The 16,572-nt window shown below is 73.9% G+C and carries 16 protein-coding genes and 5 tRNA genes; 16 read left to right on the top strand and 5 right to left on the bottom strand.

The window, feature by feature from the left end; translation table 11 throughout:
- Positions 1 to 161: 161 nt before the first annotated feature.
- From Csp2054_RS11240 to Csp2054_RS11230, 3 genes are read left to right on the top strand one after another with little or no spacing between them, the layout of a single operon-like run.
- Positions 162 to 1,553 carry an aldehyde dehydrogenase family protein gene (locus Csp2054_RS11240; protein WP_096899399.1) on the top strand — a complete coding sequence of 464 codons (1,392 nt, stop codon included), beginning with the start codon at positions 162 to 164 and terminating at the stop codon, positions 1,551 to 1,553.
- Positions 1,550 to 3,124, top strand: a complete 1,575-nt coding sequence (rfaE2, locus tag Csp2054_RS11235; protein ID WP_096899398.1) for a D-glycero-beta-D-manno-heptose 1-phosphate adenylyltransferase — start codon at positions 1,550 to 1,552, stop codon at positions 3,122 to 3,124. Before Csp2054_RS11240 ends, rfaE2 begins: the two co-directional genes overlap by 4 nt.
- Positions 3,121 to 3,978 (top strand): glycosyltransferase family 2 protein, encoded by an 858-nt coding sequence (locus tag Csp2054_RS11230; protein ID WP_096899397.1) that lies wholly within the window; start codon positions 3,121 to 3,123, stop codon positions 3,976 to 3,978. Before rfaE2 ends, Csp2054_RS11230 begins: the two co-directional genes overlap by 4 nt.
- Positions 3,979 to 4,649: 671 nt before the next feature.
- Here the strand turns inward: Csp2054_RS11230 and Csp2054_RS11225 are convergent.
- The gene (locus Csp2054_RS11225) at positions 4,650 to 5,072 is read right to left on the bottom strand and encodes an SIP domain-containing protein (RefSeq protein ID WP_096899396.1); all 423 of its coding nucleotides are present in this window, start codon (positions 5,070 to 5,072) and stop codon (positions 4,650 to 4,652) included.
- 123 nt (positions 5,073 to 5,195) lie between these two features.
- Here Csp2054_RS11225 and Csp2054_RS11220 point away from each other — a divergent pair, with 123 nt between their 5' ends.
- Genes Csp2054_RS11220 through Csp2054_RS11210 form a run of 3 tightly spaced genes read left to right on the top strand, consistent with a single transcriptional unit; the run spans position 5,196 to position 6,843 of the window.
- A complete protein-coding gene (locus Csp2054_RS11220) occupies positions 5,196 to 5,789 on the top strand; it encodes a molybdopterin-dependent oxidoreductase (protein WP_096899395.1) in 594 nt (197 codons plus the stop codon).
- On the top strand, positions 5,786 to 6,586 hold the full coding sequence (locus Csp2054_RS11215) for an FAD-binding oxidoreductase (protein ID WP_255252708.1): 801 nt from the start codon (positions 5,786 to 5,788) through the stop codon (positions 6,584 to 6,586). The genes Csp2054_RS11220 and Csp2054_RS11215 overlap by 4 nt, the downstream gene beginning before the upstream one ends.
- Positions 6,586 to 6,843 carry a DUF6510 family protein gene (locus Csp2054_RS11210; RefSeq protein WP_096899394.1) on the top strand — a complete coding sequence of 86 codons (258 nt, stop codon included), beginning with the start codon at positions 6,586 to 6,588 and terminating at the stop codon, positions 6,841 to 6,843. The genes Csp2054_RS11215 and Csp2054_RS11210 overlap by 1 nt, the downstream gene beginning before the upstream one ends.
- A 275-nt stretch (positions 6,844 to 7,118) precedes the next feature.
- Here the strand turns inward: Csp2054_RS11210 and Csp2054_RS11205 are convergent.
- Positions 7,119 to 7,193 (bottom strand) — tRNA-Gly (locus Csp2054_RS11205).
- A gap of 248 nt (positions 7,194 to 7,441) precedes the next feature.
- Between Csp2054_RS11205 and Csp2054_RS11200 the strand changes: the two genes are divergently transcribed.
- From Csp2054_RS11200 to Csp2054_RS18135, 9 genes are all read left to right on the top strand, one after another.
- On the top strand, positions 7,442 to 8,200 hold the full coding sequence (locus tag Csp2054_RS11200; RefSeq protein WP_096899393.1) for a glycoside hydrolase family 16 protein: 759 nt from the start codon (positions 7,442 to 7,444) through the stop codon (positions 8,198 to 8,200).
- A gap of 24 nt (positions 8,201 to 8,224) precedes the next feature.
- Entirely contained in the window at positions 8,225 to 9,193 is a 969-nt protein-coding gene (locus Csp2054_RS11195) for an NAD-dependent epimerase/dehydratase family protein (RefSeq protein ID WP_096899392.1), read from the top strand.
- Between the two features lie 9 nt (positions 9,194 to 9,202).
- Entirely contained in the window at positions 9,203 to 10,051 is an 849-nt protein-coding gene (locus Csp2054_RS11190) for an aminoglycoside phosphotransferase family protein (RefSeq protein WP_217990912.1), read from the top strand.
- A 192-nt stretch (positions 10,052 to 10,243) separates the two neighbouring features.
- Positions 10,244 to 11,113 (top strand): universal stress protein, encoded by an 870-nt coding sequence (locus tag Csp2054_RS11185; RefSeq protein WP_096899391.1) that lies wholly within the window; start codon positions 10,244 to 10,246, stop codon positions 11,111 to 11,113.
- A gap of 208 nt (positions 11,114 to 11,321) precedes the next feature.
- Positions 11,322 to 13,157, top strand: coding sequence for a GAF domain-containing protein (locus Csp2054_RS11180; protein ID WP_096899390.1), 1,836 nt, complete (start codon positions 11,322 to 11,324; stop codon positions 13,155 to 13,157).
- Positions 13,154 to 13,810 carry a response regulator gene (locus Csp2054_RS11175; RefSeq protein ID WP_176491659.1) on the top strand — a complete coding sequence of 219 codons (657 nt, stop codon included), beginning with the start codon at positions 13,154 to 13,156 and terminating at the stop codon, positions 13,808 to 13,810. Before Csp2054_RS11180 ends, Csp2054_RS11175 begins: the two co-directional genes overlap by 4 nt.
- Positions 13,811 to 13,955: 145 nt before the next feature.
- Complete coding sequence (locus Csp2054_RS11170) at positions 13,956 to 14,474, top strand: BON domain-containing protein (RefSeq protein WP_176491669.1); 519 nt, start codon at positions 13,956 to 13,958, stop codon at positions 14,472 to 14,474.
- A gap of 199 nt (positions 14,475 to 14,673) precedes the next feature.
- Positions 14,674 to 15,153 (top strand): hypothetical protein, encoded by a 480-nt coding sequence (locus Csp2054_RS18140; protein ID WP_176491668.1) that lies wholly within the window; start codon positions 14,674 to 14,676, stop codon positions 15,151 to 15,153.
- The gene (locus Csp2054_RS18135) at positions 15,150 to 15,575 is read left to right on the top strand and encodes a pyridoxamine 5'-phosphate oxidase family protein (RefSeq protein ID WP_176491667.1); all 426 of its coding nucleotides are present in this window, start codon (positions 15,150 to 15,152) and stop codon (positions 15,573 to 15,575) included. Before Csp2054_RS18140 ends, Csp2054_RS18135 begins: the two co-directional genes overlap by 4 nt.
- A gap of 252 nt (positions 15,576 to 15,827) precedes the next feature.
- Here Csp2054_RS18135 and Csp2054_RS11155 read toward each other — a convergent pair.
- The 3 genes from Csp2054_RS11155 to Csp2054_RS11145 form a co-directional block, all read right to left on the bottom strand.
- A tRNA-Val gene (locus tag Csp2054_RS11155) sits at positions 15,828 to 15,902 on the bottom strand.
- Between the two features lie 13 nt (positions 15,903 to 15,915).
- Positions 15,916 to 15,989 (bottom strand) — tRNA-Cys (locus Csp2054_RS11150).
- Between the two features lie 97 nt (positions 15,990 to 16,086).
- Positions 16,087 to 16,158: transfer RNA gene (locus tag Csp2054_RS11145), tRNA-Gly, on the bottom strand.
- 251 nt (positions 16,159 to 16,409) lie between these two features.
- Here Csp2054_RS11145 and Csp2054_RS11140 point away from each other — a divergent pair.
- A tRNA-Val gene (locus Csp2054_RS11140) sits at positions 16,410 to 16,482 on the top strand.
- Positions 16,483 to 16,572 lie beyond the last annotated feature (90 nt).

Genomic DNA, 16,572 nt, shown 5'->3' with positions numbered 1-16,572 from the left:
GCTCACGCTCGGTCGCGCTCGGGCTCACGCTCAGGTGACGGTCCGCTCTCGCTCACGAGACGGTCCGCGACTGCTCACGAGACGGTCCGCGACTGCTCTCGCAGCGCCACCGTCGGCGAACGCGGCGGGGTCGCCAGACGACCGTGCACGGAAGGACCCGCATGACCATCGCACCGCCCGAACCCACGGACCTCGTCGTCACCGACCCGGTGGACGGTTCGACCGCCTCCACCGTCGCCCGCGCCACCGAGGAGGACGTCCGGAACGCGGTCGCCCGCGCCCGGGCCGCCGCGCCGTCCTGGCGTCGGACCGCGCCCGCGGAACGCGGAGCCCTGCTGCGCGCCGCCGCCGAGCACCTGCGCGAGCACGCCCAGGAGCTCGCCGCGCTGAACACGCGCGAGACGGGGAAGGTGCCCGGCGACGCGCTCGGCGGCGTCGAGGCCGGCATCGGGACCCTGCTGCAGTACGCCGAGCTCGGCCCCGTCCACCGCGGCGAGGCCCTCCGCGGGCAGTACGGGGCCGGCGACTGGACGGTACCGCACCCCCGTGGCGTCGTGCTCGCCCTGACCCCGTGGAACGACCCGGTGGCCGTGGCGTGCGGCATCCTGGGGGCCGCCATCGTGACGGGGAACACCGTCGTGCACAAGGGCAGCGAACGGTGCCCGGCGACGATCGCCCGCCTCAACGCGTTGCTCGCCGAGGTCCTCCCGGACGGCGTGCTGCTCGGCGTCGACGGCGACGCGACGACCGGCGAGCTGCTGCTCGGACAGGACGGCATCGACGTGTACGCGCACGTCGGGTCGACGGCCACCGGCGACCGGCTCAGCGAGGTCGCCGCGCGGACCCGTGCCCACGTCGTCCGCGAGAACGGCGGCAACGACGCCGTCGTCGTGGACGGCGACGTGGACCCGGTCTGGGCGGCGGCGCAGGTCGCCCTGGGCGCCTTCGCCAACACCGGACAGATCTGCACGAGCGTCGAACGCGTCTACGTCCACCGTGCGGTCGCCGACGAGTTCGTCGACGCACTCGTCGCCGAGGCCGACCGCCGCACCGCCTCCCCTGCCTCGGAGTTCGGGCCCCTCGTCGACGACCGGATGCGCCAGGCCGTGCACGCCCAGGTCCGCGACGCCGTCGAGCGCGGAGCCGTCCTCCGCACCGGCGGCGTCGTGCCCGCCGGTCCCGGCTCGGCGTACCCCGCGACCGTACTCACCGGGTGCACCGACGACATGGTCGTGATGACCGAGGAGACCTTCGGCCCCGTCGCCCCCGTGCGCGTCGTCGACTCGTTCGAGGAGGGCCTCCGACTCGCCGCAGCCGACCGCTACGGACTCGCCGCCACCGTCCTGACCGACGACACGCGGCACGCGTTGCTCGCCGCCGAGGAACTGCCCGTCGGCACCGTGAAGGTCAACGCCGTGTTCGGCGGTGCCCCTGGTGGGAGCGCGGAGCCGCGCGGCGCGTCCGGGTCTGGGTTCGGGTACGGCCCGCACCTGCTCGACGAGCTCACCACCACGACGGTCGTGCACCTCGAGGCCGCGGGGGGAGCACGGTGACCGCCGACGCGCGGCTCGTCCGCGACCTCGTCGGACGGCTCGACGACCAGGAGCCGCTCGTCGTCGTGGTCGGCGACTGCATCCTCGACCGCTGGACCGTCGGCGAGGCGGAACGGGTCTCGCGGGAGGCCCCGGCGCCCATCGTCCGGGTCACCGAGACCATCGCGGTCCCCGGCGGTGCGGCGAACACCGCGGTGAACGCCCGCGCGCTCGGGGCACGCGTCCGCATGGTCGGGTACGTCGGCGACGACGAGGCCGGGCGGACCCTGCGTGACCGTCTGGCCGCCGCCGGGGTCGACACGACGTTCCTCGTGGAGGTCGCCGGTGCCACCACCACGACCAAGGACCGGGTGGTCGGCGGCGACCGCGTCGTCGTCCGGGTCGACGCCATCGCCGATCCGCCGGACGCCGCCGCGCGCGCGCAGCTCGGGACGGCGCTCCGCCGCGCGCTCCGGTGCGCCGACGCCGCCGTGGTGTGCGACTACGGGCTGGGCGTCGACCCGGAGACGGTCGTCCCCGTGGTCGACCTCGACCGCCCGGACGCCGTGCTCGTCGACGCGCACGACCTCCGACGCTGGGCTCCGCTCCGGCCCGACCTCGTCACGCCGAACGCGGGCGAGACGGCCCGGCTCCTCGGTGCCGACCTCGGGACCGGTGCGGCACGGGCGGTCGCCGCTGCCGGGTCGCGCGACGAACTCCTGCGGGCGACCGGTGCGGGGGCGGTCGTCGTGACGCTCGACCGCGACGGGACGGTGCTGCTCGAGGGCGCAGGTGCAGGGTCGTCGGCGGGCGACGGGGCAGGGTCGTCGGCGGGCGCCGCGGCAGGGTCGTCCGCGGTCGCCGCGGCAGGGTCGTCCGCGGGCGCCGACGCTGGCGACGTGTGGGCGCCCTTCCGCACTCGCGCCACCCCGGCGGCGGAGCAGCAGGCGTCCGGAGCCGGTGACACGTTCTGCGCCGGAGCGACCGTGGCGCTCGCCGTCGGGTCGACCCTCCGCGAGGCGGTCGCGTTCGCACAGGCGGCCGCGGACGTCGTCGTCCGCGAGGCCGGCACCTCCGTGTGCTCGGCACGCGCCCTGGTGGGCTCCGTCACGGCACCGGCGGAGACGGTGGTCGACCACGACGAGCTCGCCGACGCCGTCGACCGTGCCCGGGCCACCGGGCGGCGCATCGTCTTCACCAACGGCTGCTTCGACGTCGTGCACCGCGGGCACACCAGCTACCTGCGGCAGGCCAGCGAACTCGGCGACCTGCTCGTGGTCGCGCTCAACGACGACGACTCCGTCCGGCGTCTGAAGGGTCCGGAACGACCCATCAACACGGCGGAGGACCGCGCCGGCGTGCTGGCCGCGCTCGCGTGCGTCGACCTCGTCACGGTGTTCGCGACCGACACCCCGATCCCGCTGCTGCGCCGCATCCGCCCCGACGTCTACGTCAAGGGTGGGGACTACTCCCCCGAGATGCTCGCCGAGACCGCCGTCGTCCGCGAGTACGGCGGCGAGGTCGTGATGGTCGACTACGTCCCGGAACACTCCACCACCGCCGTCGTCCGCCGGATCCGCGAGTCGTCGTGACGGCACGCTGGTCGGGCGACTGGGCGCGTCCCCGCGAGGACGGGGACGCGCCGGAGGTCGACGTCCTGGTGCCGACGGTCGGACGGTCGGCAGAGCTCGCGACGACGCTCGCGGGGCTCGCGGCGCAGGTGGACGTCGACCTGCGCCTCGTGCTCAGCGACCAGTCCGTCGACGGCGACGCCGCCACCCGGCCGGCGGTCGCGGCGATGCTCCGCGTCCTGGAGGCGCAGGGCCGGCCCGTCACGCTGCTCACGCACCGGGAGCGGCTGGGTCTCGCGGAGCACCGGCAGTTCCTGCTCGACCACGCGACCGCGCCCACGGTGCTGTTCCTCGACGACGACGTCTGGCTCGAACCGGGCTCCGTCCGACGGATGCTCGACGCGCTCCGCACCCTGGACTGTGGCTTCGTGGGCTCCGCGGTGCAGGGACTGTCGTACCTGTCCGACCGGAGGCCCGGGGAGACCGCGGCGTTCGAGCCGTGGCCGGGCGCCGTCGAGCCCGAGGTCGTGCGGCGAGGCACCCCGGCGCACGACCGGTGGTCGCTCCACAACGCGGCGAACCTGGCGCACGTCGCCTCGGACCTCGGGGTCGAGCGCGGGGGCTGGGTCCCCTACCGTGTGGCGTGGGTCGGCGCCTGCGTGCTGTACGACCGGGTCCGCCTGGAGTCCGTCGGGGCGTTCCGGTTCTGGCCGTCGTTGCCGCCCGAGCACGCCGGCGAGGACGTGGTTGCCCAATGGCGGGTCATGGAGCAGTTCGGCGGAGCGGGCATCGTGCCGTCGGGTGCGGTGCACCTGGAGTCGCCGACGACCGTGACGGACCGGCGGGTGGACGCTCCCGACGTCGTGTTCGGCTGAGCGCCCCGGCGGCCGCGTGCCCCGGTGCGGATGCGTGGCGGATGTGGGTGAGGTGTGGACGCGGTGCGGATGCGTTCCTGCCCATCGCCCACGCAATGGAAAGCCGAATCGCTCGTCGGTGAGCGGAAAGAACGACCTCCTACGAGCGGAGAGGTTCCCCACGAGCGGAACGGCCACCCAAGGGCGGAACGGCCACCCAAGGGCGGAACGACCACCCACGAGCGAGCCGACCCATCGCGCACGCAATGGAAAGCCGAATCGCTCGTCGGTGACCGGAACAAACGACCTCCTACGAGCGGAGGGGCTCCCCACGAGCGGAACGGCCACCCAAGGGCGGAACGACCACCCACGAGCGAGCCGACCCATCACGCACGCAATGGAAAGCGGAATCGCTCGTCGGTGACCGGAAAGAACGGCCTCCTACGAGCGGAGAGGTTCCCCACGAGCGGAACGACCACCCAAGGGCGGAACGGCCCCCTACGAGCGAAACCGCCAACCGCGAGCGGAACTGCCGCTCACGAGCGAAACGACCCATCACGCACGCAATGGGAAGCCGGATCGCTCGTCGGTGACCGGAAGGAACGACCTCCTACGAGCGGATCAGCCAACCACGAGCGGATCGGCCAACCACGAGCGGAACGTCCCCCGCCACCCGCGGCCGCCGCCAGCGCTCAGGCGCCGGACTCGACCTGGACCTGGTGTCCGGCGAGCGCGAACTCGGCACGCAGCGCCGCGCGGGCCTGGTCGACCCAGACGCTGTCCGAGCAGCCGATCCACACCGACGTGCACGGCTCGCCACCGGTCAGGCCCCACTCGCCCATCCACCCGACGAGCGCCTGCGCGAGCGGCTCCCCGTGGTCGGCGAACACGAGCGGGGACACCAGCGACGGACGGTCACTGCGGACCAGCCACGTCACGGTCACCCCGGGCGGGGCCGGCAGGATCCGGACCTGCTCCTCCACAGCGACCTCGAGGAAGACCTGCCCGTAGGCGGTCTCGGGCAGCTCGGTCAGCATGCGGTGGACCTCGGGCAGGTCCTCGACCGCGCCGGCAATGAGGACGCGCTCGCAGGGCTGCTGCGGGGTCGAGGTCATCGGAACACCGTACGACGTGCACAGCCGTCCCGACAAGCGCTCCCGGTGCTCTCCCACGCGATCGGACCCCGACGTCACCGATCCGTTACCTCCGACGTCGGCGGGAGGCGGCAAGATCACTCCATGGCGACCTTCACGCGCGGCTTCGGCGGACGACGGCACGAACGCGACGACGGCCGCCTGCCCCCGGGCCAGACCCTCGTGCAGGACTGGCCGGTGCTCTCCGCCGGTGCGACCCCCGACGTCGACCCGGCCGAGTGGACCTTCACCATCCGCACGGAGACCGGGGAGCACACCTGGACCTGGGACGAGGTGCACGCCCTCGGTGTCGATGACGTCACCGTCGACATCCACTGCGTCACGCACTGGACCAAGCTCGACATGCCCTGGCGCGGCGTCCCGCTCGACCGCCTGTTCGCCGAGGTCGAGACGTCCCGGGACTTCTGCATGGTCCACAGCCACGGCGGCTACACCACGAACGTCCCCCTCGACGAGCTCCTCGACGGCCAGGCATGGATCGCCTTCGAGGCGGACGGCGCTCCGCTCGACCCGGAGCACGGCGGCCCCGCACGACTGCTCGTCCCGCACCTGTACTTCTGGAAGAGCGCGAAGTGGGTGCGCGGCATCGTCATGCTCGACCAGGACGAGCCGGGCTTCTGGGAGGACGCCGGCTACCACATGCACGGCGACCCCTGGAAGGAAGAGCGGTACTGGTGAGCGGTTCCGCACCGGTCGCGACGGACGCCGACGACGGCCTGGAGGCACGGCCCGCGTCCGGCGGGTCGGGTCGCGCCCGCAGGCGGCCGGCCTGGCACGCCGCGACCGTCGCCGCGGCCCGGCAGGAGACGCCGTCGGCCCGGCGCATCGTCCTCGACGTCCCGACGTGGCCGGGCAACGACCCCGGCCAGCACTGCGACCTCCGCCTGACCGCGGAGGACGGCTACCAGGCCACGCGGTCGTACTCGATCGCGTCCTCCGGCGACGCGACGACGATCGTGTTGGCGGTCGACCGGGTCGACGGCGGCGAGGTCTCGCCGTTCCTGGTGGACGCGCTCGAGGTCGGCGACGAACTCGAGGTGCACGGCCCGCTCGGCGGCTGGTTCGTCTGGCGGCCCGGCGCGTCCGACCGTCCCGTCCAGCTCGTCGCCGGCGGCTCCGGGATCGTCCCACTCGCCGCGATCGCAGGCGCCCACGTCGATGCCGGCGACCCGGCACCGTTCCGGCTCCTGGCCGCCGTCCGCACGCCCGAGGACCTCTTCTTCCGCGAGGAGCTCGACCGCGCCGCGGCGCACGGGGTGGCCCTCACGGTGGTGCACAGCCGGCGTGCTCCCGAGGGGCAGCCGGTCGGCCGGCTCACCCGGGAGCGCCTCGCGGCCGCCGTGTTCCCTCCCGAGGCCGGCGCCCTCGTGTACGTCTGTGGGTCGACGCCGTTCGTGGAGCAGGTGCTCCGCTGGCTCGCCGAGCTCGGCCACGACACCCGTGACGTCCGTGCCGAGCGGTTCGGGGGTTCGTGATGGCGGTCATCGACGGCAATGCCCTCGCGGGGGTGCTCGCCGACGTGCTCGGACCGGACGCGACGGTGACCCGACTGCGGTGCCGGGGATGCGGGAGCGCCGGCGTAGTCGGTCGCACGAGCGTCCTCCGGAGCGCGATGGGGTGGGTCGGCCGCTGCCGCGACTGCGACACCGTGCTCGTCACCGTCGTGGAGACCCCGCACGGTCGCCTCGTCGGGCTGCCCGGAGCACGGACCGTCGGCACACCGGGCGCCTGAACCGTCGGCACTCCGCGCGTCTGGAGCAAGGGTCCTCCGCAGCGTTGCGGGATAGATGCGGGAAACCGCAACAGCCACCGACCGACCGATCCGCTCGGCCGACCGCTCCGGATGACCACTCGGCCGCCGGACCACCCACCCGACGGCCGGGGCAACGCGGCCCCGTCGTCCGGCCGCCGCGGTCACCCGAAGCCTGCGGCGACCGGGCGGTCCCGGCCGTGCATGACGACGGCCCGCAACGACGACGACCCCGGTCGCCCGGACCGGGGTCGTGCTGGAGCGGATGACGAGATTCGAACTCGCGACCCTCACCTTGGCAAGGTGATGCGCTACCACTGCGCCACATCCGCGTACCCGCACAGCCTAGCGCGTGCTCAGGCGGAGAGCACCCCACCGTCGGTCGCCGGGCGCGTCGCGTCCCTCCAAGTGGGGTGCGCTCGGCCCGCCTTCTGGGGACGCCCGACCCGTACCCCCGGCGACACGCCGTTCGTAGGCTCGTGGGCACACGCACGGGGACCGCCCTGGGGAGGTCGGCGACCGTGTGCTGGAGGCGCCGTGGGACCGGCGCCGCATCTGTCGACCCACGGAAGGATCACACATGCCCCAGCACCGCTCCGTCCGCGCCGCGCTCACGGCGCTCGTCCTCGTCGCCGGCCTCTCCGTCGTGCCGTTCGGGACGACCACCCCCGCCTTGGCGGACACGTCCGCTCCCCGGGGCAACATCGGCGCCTTCAAGCAGGACTTCGTCCAGGACTTCCGCACCAACGCCACGGCCGGCGGACAGTTCGCGAAGACGTACGCCAACAGCTGGCAGCCGTACCCGGACGGTATGAGCGGCATGTACTACTCCGGACGGCAGATCAGCGCACACGCGGGGTTCATGGACGTCGTGCTCGACGGCAAGCACGGCGCAGCCGGCACGTTCGGCACGCCGACGGGCGCCTGGGACCGCCGCGGCGGGAAGTTCAGCATCCGTGCCCGTGCGCTCGGCGGGGACGGCAACGGGGCCGCGTTCATGCTCTGGCCGACGTCGAACGTCTGGACCGAGGGTGAGATCGACTACCCCGAGGCGAACTTCGAGGACGCCCCGATGTCGCACCAGCACTCGATGAAGAAGGGCAAGGAGGTCACGGCGACGAGCGCGTCGACCAACGGGTCCTGGCGGTCGTGGCACGTCTACTCGATCGAGTGGATCCCGGGCAAGTACGTCCGCTACCTGTTCGACAACCGCGTCATCAGCACCGTGCGCTGGGACGTCCCCAAGACCTCGCACCGCTACATGTTCCAGGTCGGCAACTGGGGCAAGGCGGGCCACCTCGAGATCGACTGGGTCACCACCTACCGCTACACCGGCTGACCGGACGCCTGGTTGGCTGGCCGCATGCGGACACTGGTGCTGGGCGGGACGGGCTGGCTCGGACACGTCGTCGCGGAGCGACTCGTCGACCGCGGCGACGACGTCACGTGTCTCGCCCGGGGGACGTCGGGCACCGTCCCGACCGGGGCACGCCTCGTCGTCGCCGACCGAGACACCCCGGACGCGTACCGCGGCGTCCACGGCGACTGGGACGAGGTCGTCGACCTCGCGTCCTCCGCCGAGCAGGTCCGGTCGGCGACCACCGCTCTGGCGGACCGCGCCGCGCACTGGACGTTCGTCTCCACCGTCTCGGTGTACGCCGACCACGGCCGCCCGGGAGCGGACGAGACGGCCGCGCTCGTCGAACCGCGCGACCCGGACGGGTACGCCGACGCGAAAGTCCTCGCCGAGCGTGCCTGCGCCGAACGGCTCGGTGACCGGCTGCTGATCGCCCGCGCCGGACTGCTGGTCGGCCGAGGCGACCCGACCGACCGGTTCGGCTACTGGCCGGCACGGTTCGCCCGTCCCGGGACGGTGCTCCTGCCCGATCCGGTGGACCGCACCGTGCAGGTCCTCGACGTGGCGGACCTGGCCGCGTGGCTGGCCGACGCCGCCCCCACGGGCCGTACCGGCGTCGTCGACGCGGTCGGTCAGGTCCTGCCGATGCCTGCCGTCACCGCCGCCGCTGCCCGCGTCGCCGGCCACCGGGACGGCACGACGACGGCACCGGACACGATCCTCCACGAGCTCGGTGTCGCGCACTGGGCCGGACCGCGCTCGCTCCCCCTCTGGTTGCCCCGGGACCACGCCGGTCTCGCCGCCCGGTCCGGTCGACGTTTCCGCGACCTCGGCGGCCGGACCCGCCCGATCGAGGAGACGCTGGCGGACGTGCTCGACGACGAGCGGCGACGCGGCCTCCTGCGTCCGCGCCGCGCCGGACTCACCCCCGACGAGGAGGCCGAGGTCCTCGGTCACCTCCGGCACACCCGGTAGGTTCGCTCCGTGGGGTGGGGAGCAGTGGGGATCGAGGACGCGCAGGTCCGGTTCCTCGAGCACGCCCTGCCCGGCAGCCGGGTCCTCGCCGACGAGTCCTGGGGGCTCCTGGACACCCGGGTGTTCCACGTCCGCGCCGGGGGCCGGGAGTACACCGTCAAGACGAGCGGTCCGACGAACAGCCACTTCGCCCGGGAACTCCGGGCACACCGAGGCTGGACCGACGTACTCGTCCGCGACGGCACGACCTCGGCGCTCGTCGCTGCCGACCCGGACACGCGCGTCCTCGTGCTGGACCGCATCCCCGGGCACCTCGCGCTCGGGTCCGAGGACGAGTCCTCCCCCGACCTGCACCACCAGGCCGGCAGGGTGCTCCGGCGGTTCCACGACCAGTGCGCCCGTCCCGACCCCGACCTGCTCATCGCCGAACACGCCAAGGCCCTCGCCGCGCTCGACGCCGACCACCGGATCGACCCGGACCTGCTCGCCCGCACCCGGCGGGTGCTGCGCGACTTCATCCCCGACACGGTGACCGTCGTGCCGACGCACGGGGACTGGCACCCGCGGAACTGGATCGTCGACCACGGCCGACTGCACGTGATCGACTTCGGCCGGTTCGCGCTCCGACCGGCCGCCACCGACTGCACGCGCCTCGCCGTCCTGTACTGGGCCGGCGACCCCGCGCTCGAAGAGGCCTTCCTCGACGGCTACGGCACCGACCCCCGGGACCCGGACGCCTGGCGGTGGCAGCAGCTCCGCGAGGCGATCGGCACGGCCGTCTGGGCCCACGCCGTCCGCGACGACGCGTTCGAGGCACAGGGCCTGTCCATGCTGCGCGACGCCCTCGCCGCGTTCTGACCGAGGACCGCCCCGCGGGACCTTCGACCCTCCGCAGCTCCGGACCCCGGCCGTAGCGTGCTGCCGACCGCACGGCACCGGCCGTGCCCGCGACCGAGCACCGGCCGTGCCCGCGATCGAGCACCGGCCGTCCCAGCGACCGAGCACCGGCCGTCCCAGCGGCCCAGGACCTGCGACCTCCGAGGAGCAACCATGACCAGCTACACCGTCGCCGTCGACGAGACCGACGCGGACTCCCGCACCGTCGACTGGGTGGACGCGGTCGTCCGACCGCGAGACCGCGTCCGACTGCTCACCGTGAGCGAGCTGTACTCGGAGAGCGTGCTCCGGACCGAGCAGCGACTGCAGCAGGCCGCGGCACGGCTCCGGACCCGACACCCCGGCCTGGACGTCGCGTGCTCCGTGCCCGAGGGGCCGACCGTCGAACGCATCCTGCTCCACGCGGTGGGCGGCGACGTCCTCGTGCTCGGCGCCCGACGTGCCCACGCCGTCCTCGCCACGCTCGGCGGGCGGATCGCGGAGCGCGTGGTCGCCCGCACCACGGTGCCCGTCGTCGCCGTACCCGAGGGGTGGCGGGCGACCGACGGACCGGTCGTCGTCGGCGTCGACGGCGCCACCGCGTCGGCCGCGCTCGCCTTCGCCGCCGACACCGCCGACGAACGGGGCCGTGACCTCGTGCTCGTGCGCTCCTGGGAGGTACCGCTGTCGATCTCGCCCTTCGCCGACATCTACCTCGCCGAGGACCGTGAGCTGTGGGAGCAGGAGTGCACGCTCGAGCTGCAGGCCGCCGCCCGGGCCGTCGCCGCCCGGCACCCGGACCTGCGAGTGCGGGCTGTGCGGCACCACGGGGCCGCAGCCGACGGCATCCTCGACGCGGCGGCCGACGGGGCGTCCCTCGTGGTCACCGGACGCCGCCACCGGACCGCCCTCGGCGCGTTCCTCGCCGGCTCCGTCGGCGAGGACCTCGTGCACCGCTCGTCGACTCCGGTCTGCATCGTCCCGCAGCCGGCGTCCCGGACGGCCGACCTCGCCGCCGCTGGTGGCACGGTCCGTGCCGACTGACCCTCCCGACGTCGCCGTGCCGTGGGACCTTGGTCCCGGACGCCCCCGACGCTGACCCCGTACCGTGCTGCCACCGGGTGTCTGAACCGGACCCGAAGCGGTTCAGACACCCGCTCACCACGACCAGGAGACGGTGCCGCGGGTCGACACCGTGGCGGTCCGCGCCGGACGGTCCTATGCTCTGAGCGTCCGCCCCCGGAGGCAGCAGATGACCGACCAGCTCGCGTTCCCGGACCCGCCCCGCTCCGCCCTCGAACGCACCATCGACGAGCTGGTCGACCGCGCCCAGGCCGTCCTCCGCACCCAGGGACGGCTGCGGAACCTCCTGACCGCGAACCGGCGGATCGTCTCCCACCTGGCGCTCGACGACACCCTGCGCGCGGTCGTGTCCGCCGCCGTGGACCTCGTCGACGCACAGTACGGCGCCATCGGGGTGATCGCCCCCGACGGCGCCGACCTCGAGCGGTTCGTGCACGTCGGAATGGACGAGGAGCAGGTGCGCCGGATCGGCGGCCTCCCCCGCGGTCGGGGCGTCCTCGGCGCGGTCGTGCAGCAGGCCAGGACCATCCGGCTCGACCACATCGCCGACGACCCGCACGCAGCGGGCTTCCCCGAGGGACACCCGCCGATGGACGCCTTCCTCGGGGTCCCGCTCCGGGTCCGCGACACGGTCTACGGCAACCTCTACCTCGCGAACCCCCGCCGAGGACACTTCACGCCGGAGGACCAGGAGCTCGTCGAGGCACTCGGAGCCACCGCGGGCACGGCGATCGACAACGCCCGGCTCTTCGAGGAGAGCCGGGCCCGCGAGGCGTGGGCGACCGCCACCGCGGACGTCAGCGCAGCACTCGTGGCCGACGAGTCCCTCGAGGACGTCCTCACCATCATCGCGGACCGCATCCTCTCGTTCGTCGGCGCCGACCTCGTGAGCGTCGTCCTGCCCGAACGGTCGGGCGACACCCTCCAGGTCGCCATCGCGGTCGGATCGGCCGCGGAACCCGTCCGCGGACGCCGCTACCCCGCCGAGGGCTCCCTCGCCGGCCGCGCCATCGCCACCGGCGCCGTCGTGGCGGACCCCGCCGGCACCGAGATCGCGCGCCTCCGCTGGGCACCACCGCTCGGTCCCACGATCGCGATCCCGCTCCGCGTCGCCGGGGACGCACTCGGCGCCCTCGTCGTGGCACGGTCGCCGGGCGGAGCCGTGTTCACGACGGCCGAGCTGGGCATGGCCGACGAATTCGGTCGGCAGACGAGCGTGGCGCTCGCCGTCGCCCAGGGACGCCGGGACCGGCGGCGCCTCGAGCGCAACGAGGACCGCGCACGCATCGCACGGGACCTCCACGACCACGTGATCCAGCGGCTGTTCGGCTCCGGACTGGCCCTGCAGGCGGCCGCCCGCCACGCGCCCGAGGACCTCCGGGACGCCATCGAGGACCAGGTGTCCGCGATCGACGCCGCGATCACCGAGGTGCGCACCGCCGTGTACGCCCTGGGACCGGACGGACACGAGACACCGCGGAGCACACGGGACCGGCTGCTCGACGTCGTCGCGGAGCTGCGTCCGGCCCTGACCCGGCCGCCGCGGATCACCTTCAGCGGGCCGGTCGACCTGGCCGTGACGGGCGCGCTCGCGCTCGACGTCGTCGCCGCGGTCCGCGAATCGGTGGCGAACGTCGCCCGGCACGCACCAGGAGCAACATGCCGTGTCGCGGTCGAGGTCGCCGACGGCACGGTCCGGGTCCTCGTCGAGGACGACGGACCCGGACCCGGGGGCGGACACGGACCCGGGGGCGGCGGTCGTCGGAGCGGCACCGCGAACCTCGCGGCCCGGGCGGCGATGCGCGGTGGGGACTACGCCCTCAGCGATGGCCCGGACGGCGGCACCGTCGTCGTCTGGACGGCCCCGGTCGGCGACGGCAGCGCACCCGCCGGGTCGACGCCGGACCGCGTCGCAGCGACCGTCGACGACACGGCCCCGAACGACGCAGCCGAGCCGGACGACGGAGCAGCGATCGCCGACGAACCGACGGGAGCGGCGCGGTGACCGCGACCGACACGACCATCCGGGTGTTCCTGGTGGACGACCACGAGATCGTCCGCCGTGGCGTCGCGGACCTCCTCGACGCCCAGCCCGACCTCGTCGTCGTCGGAGAGGCGGCGACCGTGCGGGACACCCTCGGCCGCGTCACCGCCACACGACCGGACGTCGTGGTGCTCGACGTCCGCCTCCCCGACGGCAGCGGCATCGACGCGTGCCGAGCGGTCCGCTCCGCGCACCCCGACATCGCCTGCCTCATGCTCACCGCGTACGACGACGAGTCGGCGATGCAGGCGGCACTCCTCGCCGGAGCCGCCGGCTACGTCGTGAAGGACATCCGCGGCCAGACGCTCGTCGAGGACGTCCGCCGGGTGGCCGCCGGTGCGCGCCTGCTGCCCGTCGTCCCCGTCGACCGCGCGGTCGAACGGATCACCCGGCGCCCCGACGACCTGCCGGAGCTGTCCCTCCGGGAACGCCAGGTCCTCGAACTCATCGCCACCGGCATGACGAACCGGCAGATCGGCGAACACCTGGACCTCGCGGAGAAGACCGTCAAGAACTACGTCTCCGGACTCCTCGCCAAGCTCGGACTCGAGCGCCGCACGCAGGCCGCGCTCTACGGTGCCGACCACGGGATGCGTCGGCCAGACCGGAGCTGACCGCCCGGACCCGAGGGCTCCGGACGCGGGCGGTGACGGACGGGAGGCGCGGTGCGGGCCCGCCCCGCGCCTCCCGTCCGCCGGCACCCCGACGACGGGACGTTGTGCCCTGGTCGCCACGGTCGCCACAGGCGACCCTGGCACGGTGAGCACCGCAGCATGCGCGCCCGTGCCGGGCAGCCTCCGCGACCGGATCCTCCGGGCGTGGCGTGCCGAGCGGTCGCTCGACGCCTCGACCCTCGACGTCGCGGTCGACGTGGGTGGGAACCGCGTCGTCCTCGCCGGCGACGTCGGTTCGTACACCGACCGCCTCACCGCGCACGAGGTCGCCGCCGGCTGTGCCGCCGGGGTTGTCCCGCTCGAGAACCGCATCGTCGTCCGCCCGCTCCGGTGCGACCCCGCGGAGTCCGACGACGTCGTCCGGCTCCGCGTCGAGCGGGTCGTGCGCGACGTCGTCCCCGGTGCACGGCTGACGCTGGCGGTCCGCGACCACGTCGTCCGGGTGACCGGCGTGCTCGACCGCCAGGACCAGCGGCGGCGGGTGCACGCCGCGGTCGCACGGTGCCCGGGGGTGCACTTCGTCGACGACCGCGCCTCGGTGGTGGACGGACGGACCTTCGACCCTGTTCCGTCCCCGCCGGACAGCGGAGCGTGGACGCCATGAGCACCGACACCCTCCGAACCCCGCCACGGCACCGTTCACCCGGGCCCGCGGCGCCAGCCGCCCGACCCGTCATCAGCGTCGAACGGTGCCGCCCGCCGTCCGTCGACCTGGCGAGCACCCTGCGGATCGACGCGACACTCCGGGCCGCCGACCGACTCCACCACCGCGGCGGTGGACCGATCGGCCCGGAGACGACACCGTGAGCGGTGCGGGTACGGCCACCCGGACGGACACCGGTGTCGCCGCTCCCCCGGCGGACCGGACGCGCGCCCTGACCGCACCGTGGGTCGTGGACGACCGGTCCCTCGAGGCCGCCGAGTGCTGGGCGCTCCTCGGCTCGGCCGGCAGCGTGCGGGTCGCCGGCGCAGCCGTCACGCCCGCGTCGATCGTCGCGCTCGACCCCGCACAGGGGCGCATCGTGCTCGAGGGGCGCGGTCTGCGTCGTCCCGGGGGACGGGTGCTGCTCGAGACCGGTGCCCAGTCCCCGATCGGAGGCTGGAGCGTCATCGCCGCGGGTCGGGCCACCGCCCTCGGTTCCCGCGTCGGACACGCGGGTGCCGCCGGGCGCCGCACGGACCGCCGACCGACCGTGTGGTGGCTCGTCGAGGTGGACGACGTGACCGGCCTCGCGTTCCGCACCGACGCGCTCCGGCGGGACCGAGCGGGGGCCACCCCGTGAACGAGACACACGACGTCGTGGGGTCGACGCCGATCGACGAACGCGTCCTGGTCCTCGAGGCGGACCAGTGCTGGACGCGCCTGCACCGTGCGCGGGTGGCGCGCGTGGCCTTCCGGACCGCGGAGTCCCTCGAGATCGTCCCGGTGAACATCGTCGCGGAGGACCGCCGGATCGTGTTCGCGACGTCGAGCCCGGCCGTCCTCGACGCGGTCCACGATCGTCGGGAGCTCGTCGTCGAGGCGGACGAACACGACGGCTGGACGGCCTGGAGCGTCGTCGTGCACGGCACGGGACACCTGCCGGACACGCGCACCGTCACCGCACGTCGGCTCCGCTCCATGCTCCCGGTGCCCGGACACACCGTCGTCGTGGTCGAACCGACGGCCGTCAGCGGTCGGCTCTTCGACCAGGCGGCGCCCTGATCGCACCCCGACGGACTGGTCGCGAGTTCGTCCTCGCGACGGATGTGCCACCTGCCCGGGCACGGCAGGCTGGTGCACGCAGGTCGCGGCTGCGGGGCGGGGGGCGCAGCCGCGACCGCTCACCCGGTCCCGGCCCGGACCACTGACGTCGGCCGCTGGACGCCGGGATGCAGGAGTCGCACGCAGGACGCAGCAGCCGCACTGCGGTCGGCCGGAAACACGAAACCCCCGGCCGTGGCCGGGGGTTCCTCGTGGTGGGCGATACTGGGATCGAACCAGTGACCTCTTCCGTGTCAGGGAAGCGCGCTACCGCTGCGCCAATCGCCCAGAGTGGTGGAGCTGGAGGTGGGGACGGGATTCGAACCCGCGTGGACGGCTTTGCAGGCCGCTGCCTAGCCTCTCGGCCACCCCACCATCGAGGCTCACGTCGCCGCGATTCTCGTCTCCGTGAGTACCCGAACGGTGGGATACCCTCTGGTGAGTCGTCGGGACCCGGAGGTCCTGACACTCGAGCGGATGACGAGATTCGAACTCGCGACCCTCACCTTGGCAAGGTGATGCGCTACCACTGCGCCACATCCGCATGACGTGACCGGAGTCACATCGGATCGCCGCCGTCGTGCGGGCTGCTCTCGCTGGCCTGCCGTCTCGGCGACGTCGTAAACTCTATACGAACCGCGCCGCATCCGCCAAAATCCTTCCGGTTCACCGGGCGTGTCCCCCGTGTTCACGCGGATGCACGGGCTGCCAACGACTCCGCCACACCCGGGCGACGCGTCGTGTTCGGCACGGGCCGCGGCATCCGCTACTATCGACTGGCACGACAAGTGCAGCGGGCGATTGGCGCAGTTGGTAGCGCGCTTCGTTCACACCGAAGAGGTCATCAGTTCGAGTCTGGTATCGCCCACCCGCAACGACCGAGAGCCCGACGCAACCGCGTCGGGCTCTCGTCGTTCCAGCCGGGTCGGACGGACCGTGACGACCCGGCGCTCCGACA

Origin of the sequence: Curtobacterium sp. 'Ferrero' (assembly GCF_002412165.1) — a bacterium.
Taxonomy (GTDB): Bacteria; Actinomycetota; Actinomycetes; order Actinomycetales; family Microbacteriaceae; genus Curtobacterium.
The sequence above is the reverse complement of the archived record's forward strand: the minus strand, read 5'-3'. Positions and strand labels throughout refer to the sequence as shown.

Coding starts and splice junctions, on each gene's coding strand:
- Csp2054_RS11185 (WP_096899391.1), top strand. CDS start 10,244: ATGACCAGCTACACCGTCGCCGTCGACGAGACCGACGCGGACTCCCGC.
- Csp2054_RS11180 (WP_096899390.1), top strand. CDS start 11,322: ATGACCGACCAGCTCGCGTTCCCGGACCCGCCCCGCTCCGCCCTCGAA.
- Csp2054_RS11240 (WP_096899399.1), top strand. CDS start 162: ATGACCATCGCACCGCCCGAACCCACGGACCTCGTCGTCACCGACCCG.
- Csp2054_RS11210 (WP_096899394.1), top strand. CDS start 6,586: ATGGCGGTCATCGACGGCAATGCCCTCGCGGGGGTGCTCGCCGACGTG.
- Csp2054_RS11225 (WP_096899396.1), bottom strand. CDS start 5,072: ATGACCTCGACCCCGCAGCAGCCCTGCGAGCGCGTCCTCATTGCCGGC.
- Csp2054_RS11195 (WP_096899392.1), top strand. CDS start 8,225: ATGCGGACACTGGTGCTGGGCGGGACGGGCTGGCTCGGACACGTCGTC.
- Csp2054_RS11220 (WP_096899395.1), top strand. CDS start 5,196: ATGGCGACCTTCACGCGCGGCTTCGGCGGACGACGGCACGAACGCGAC.
- Csp2054_RS11200 (WP_096899393.1), top strand. CDS start 7,442: ATGCCCCAGCACCGCTCCGTCCGCGCCGCGCTCACGGCGCTCGTCCTC.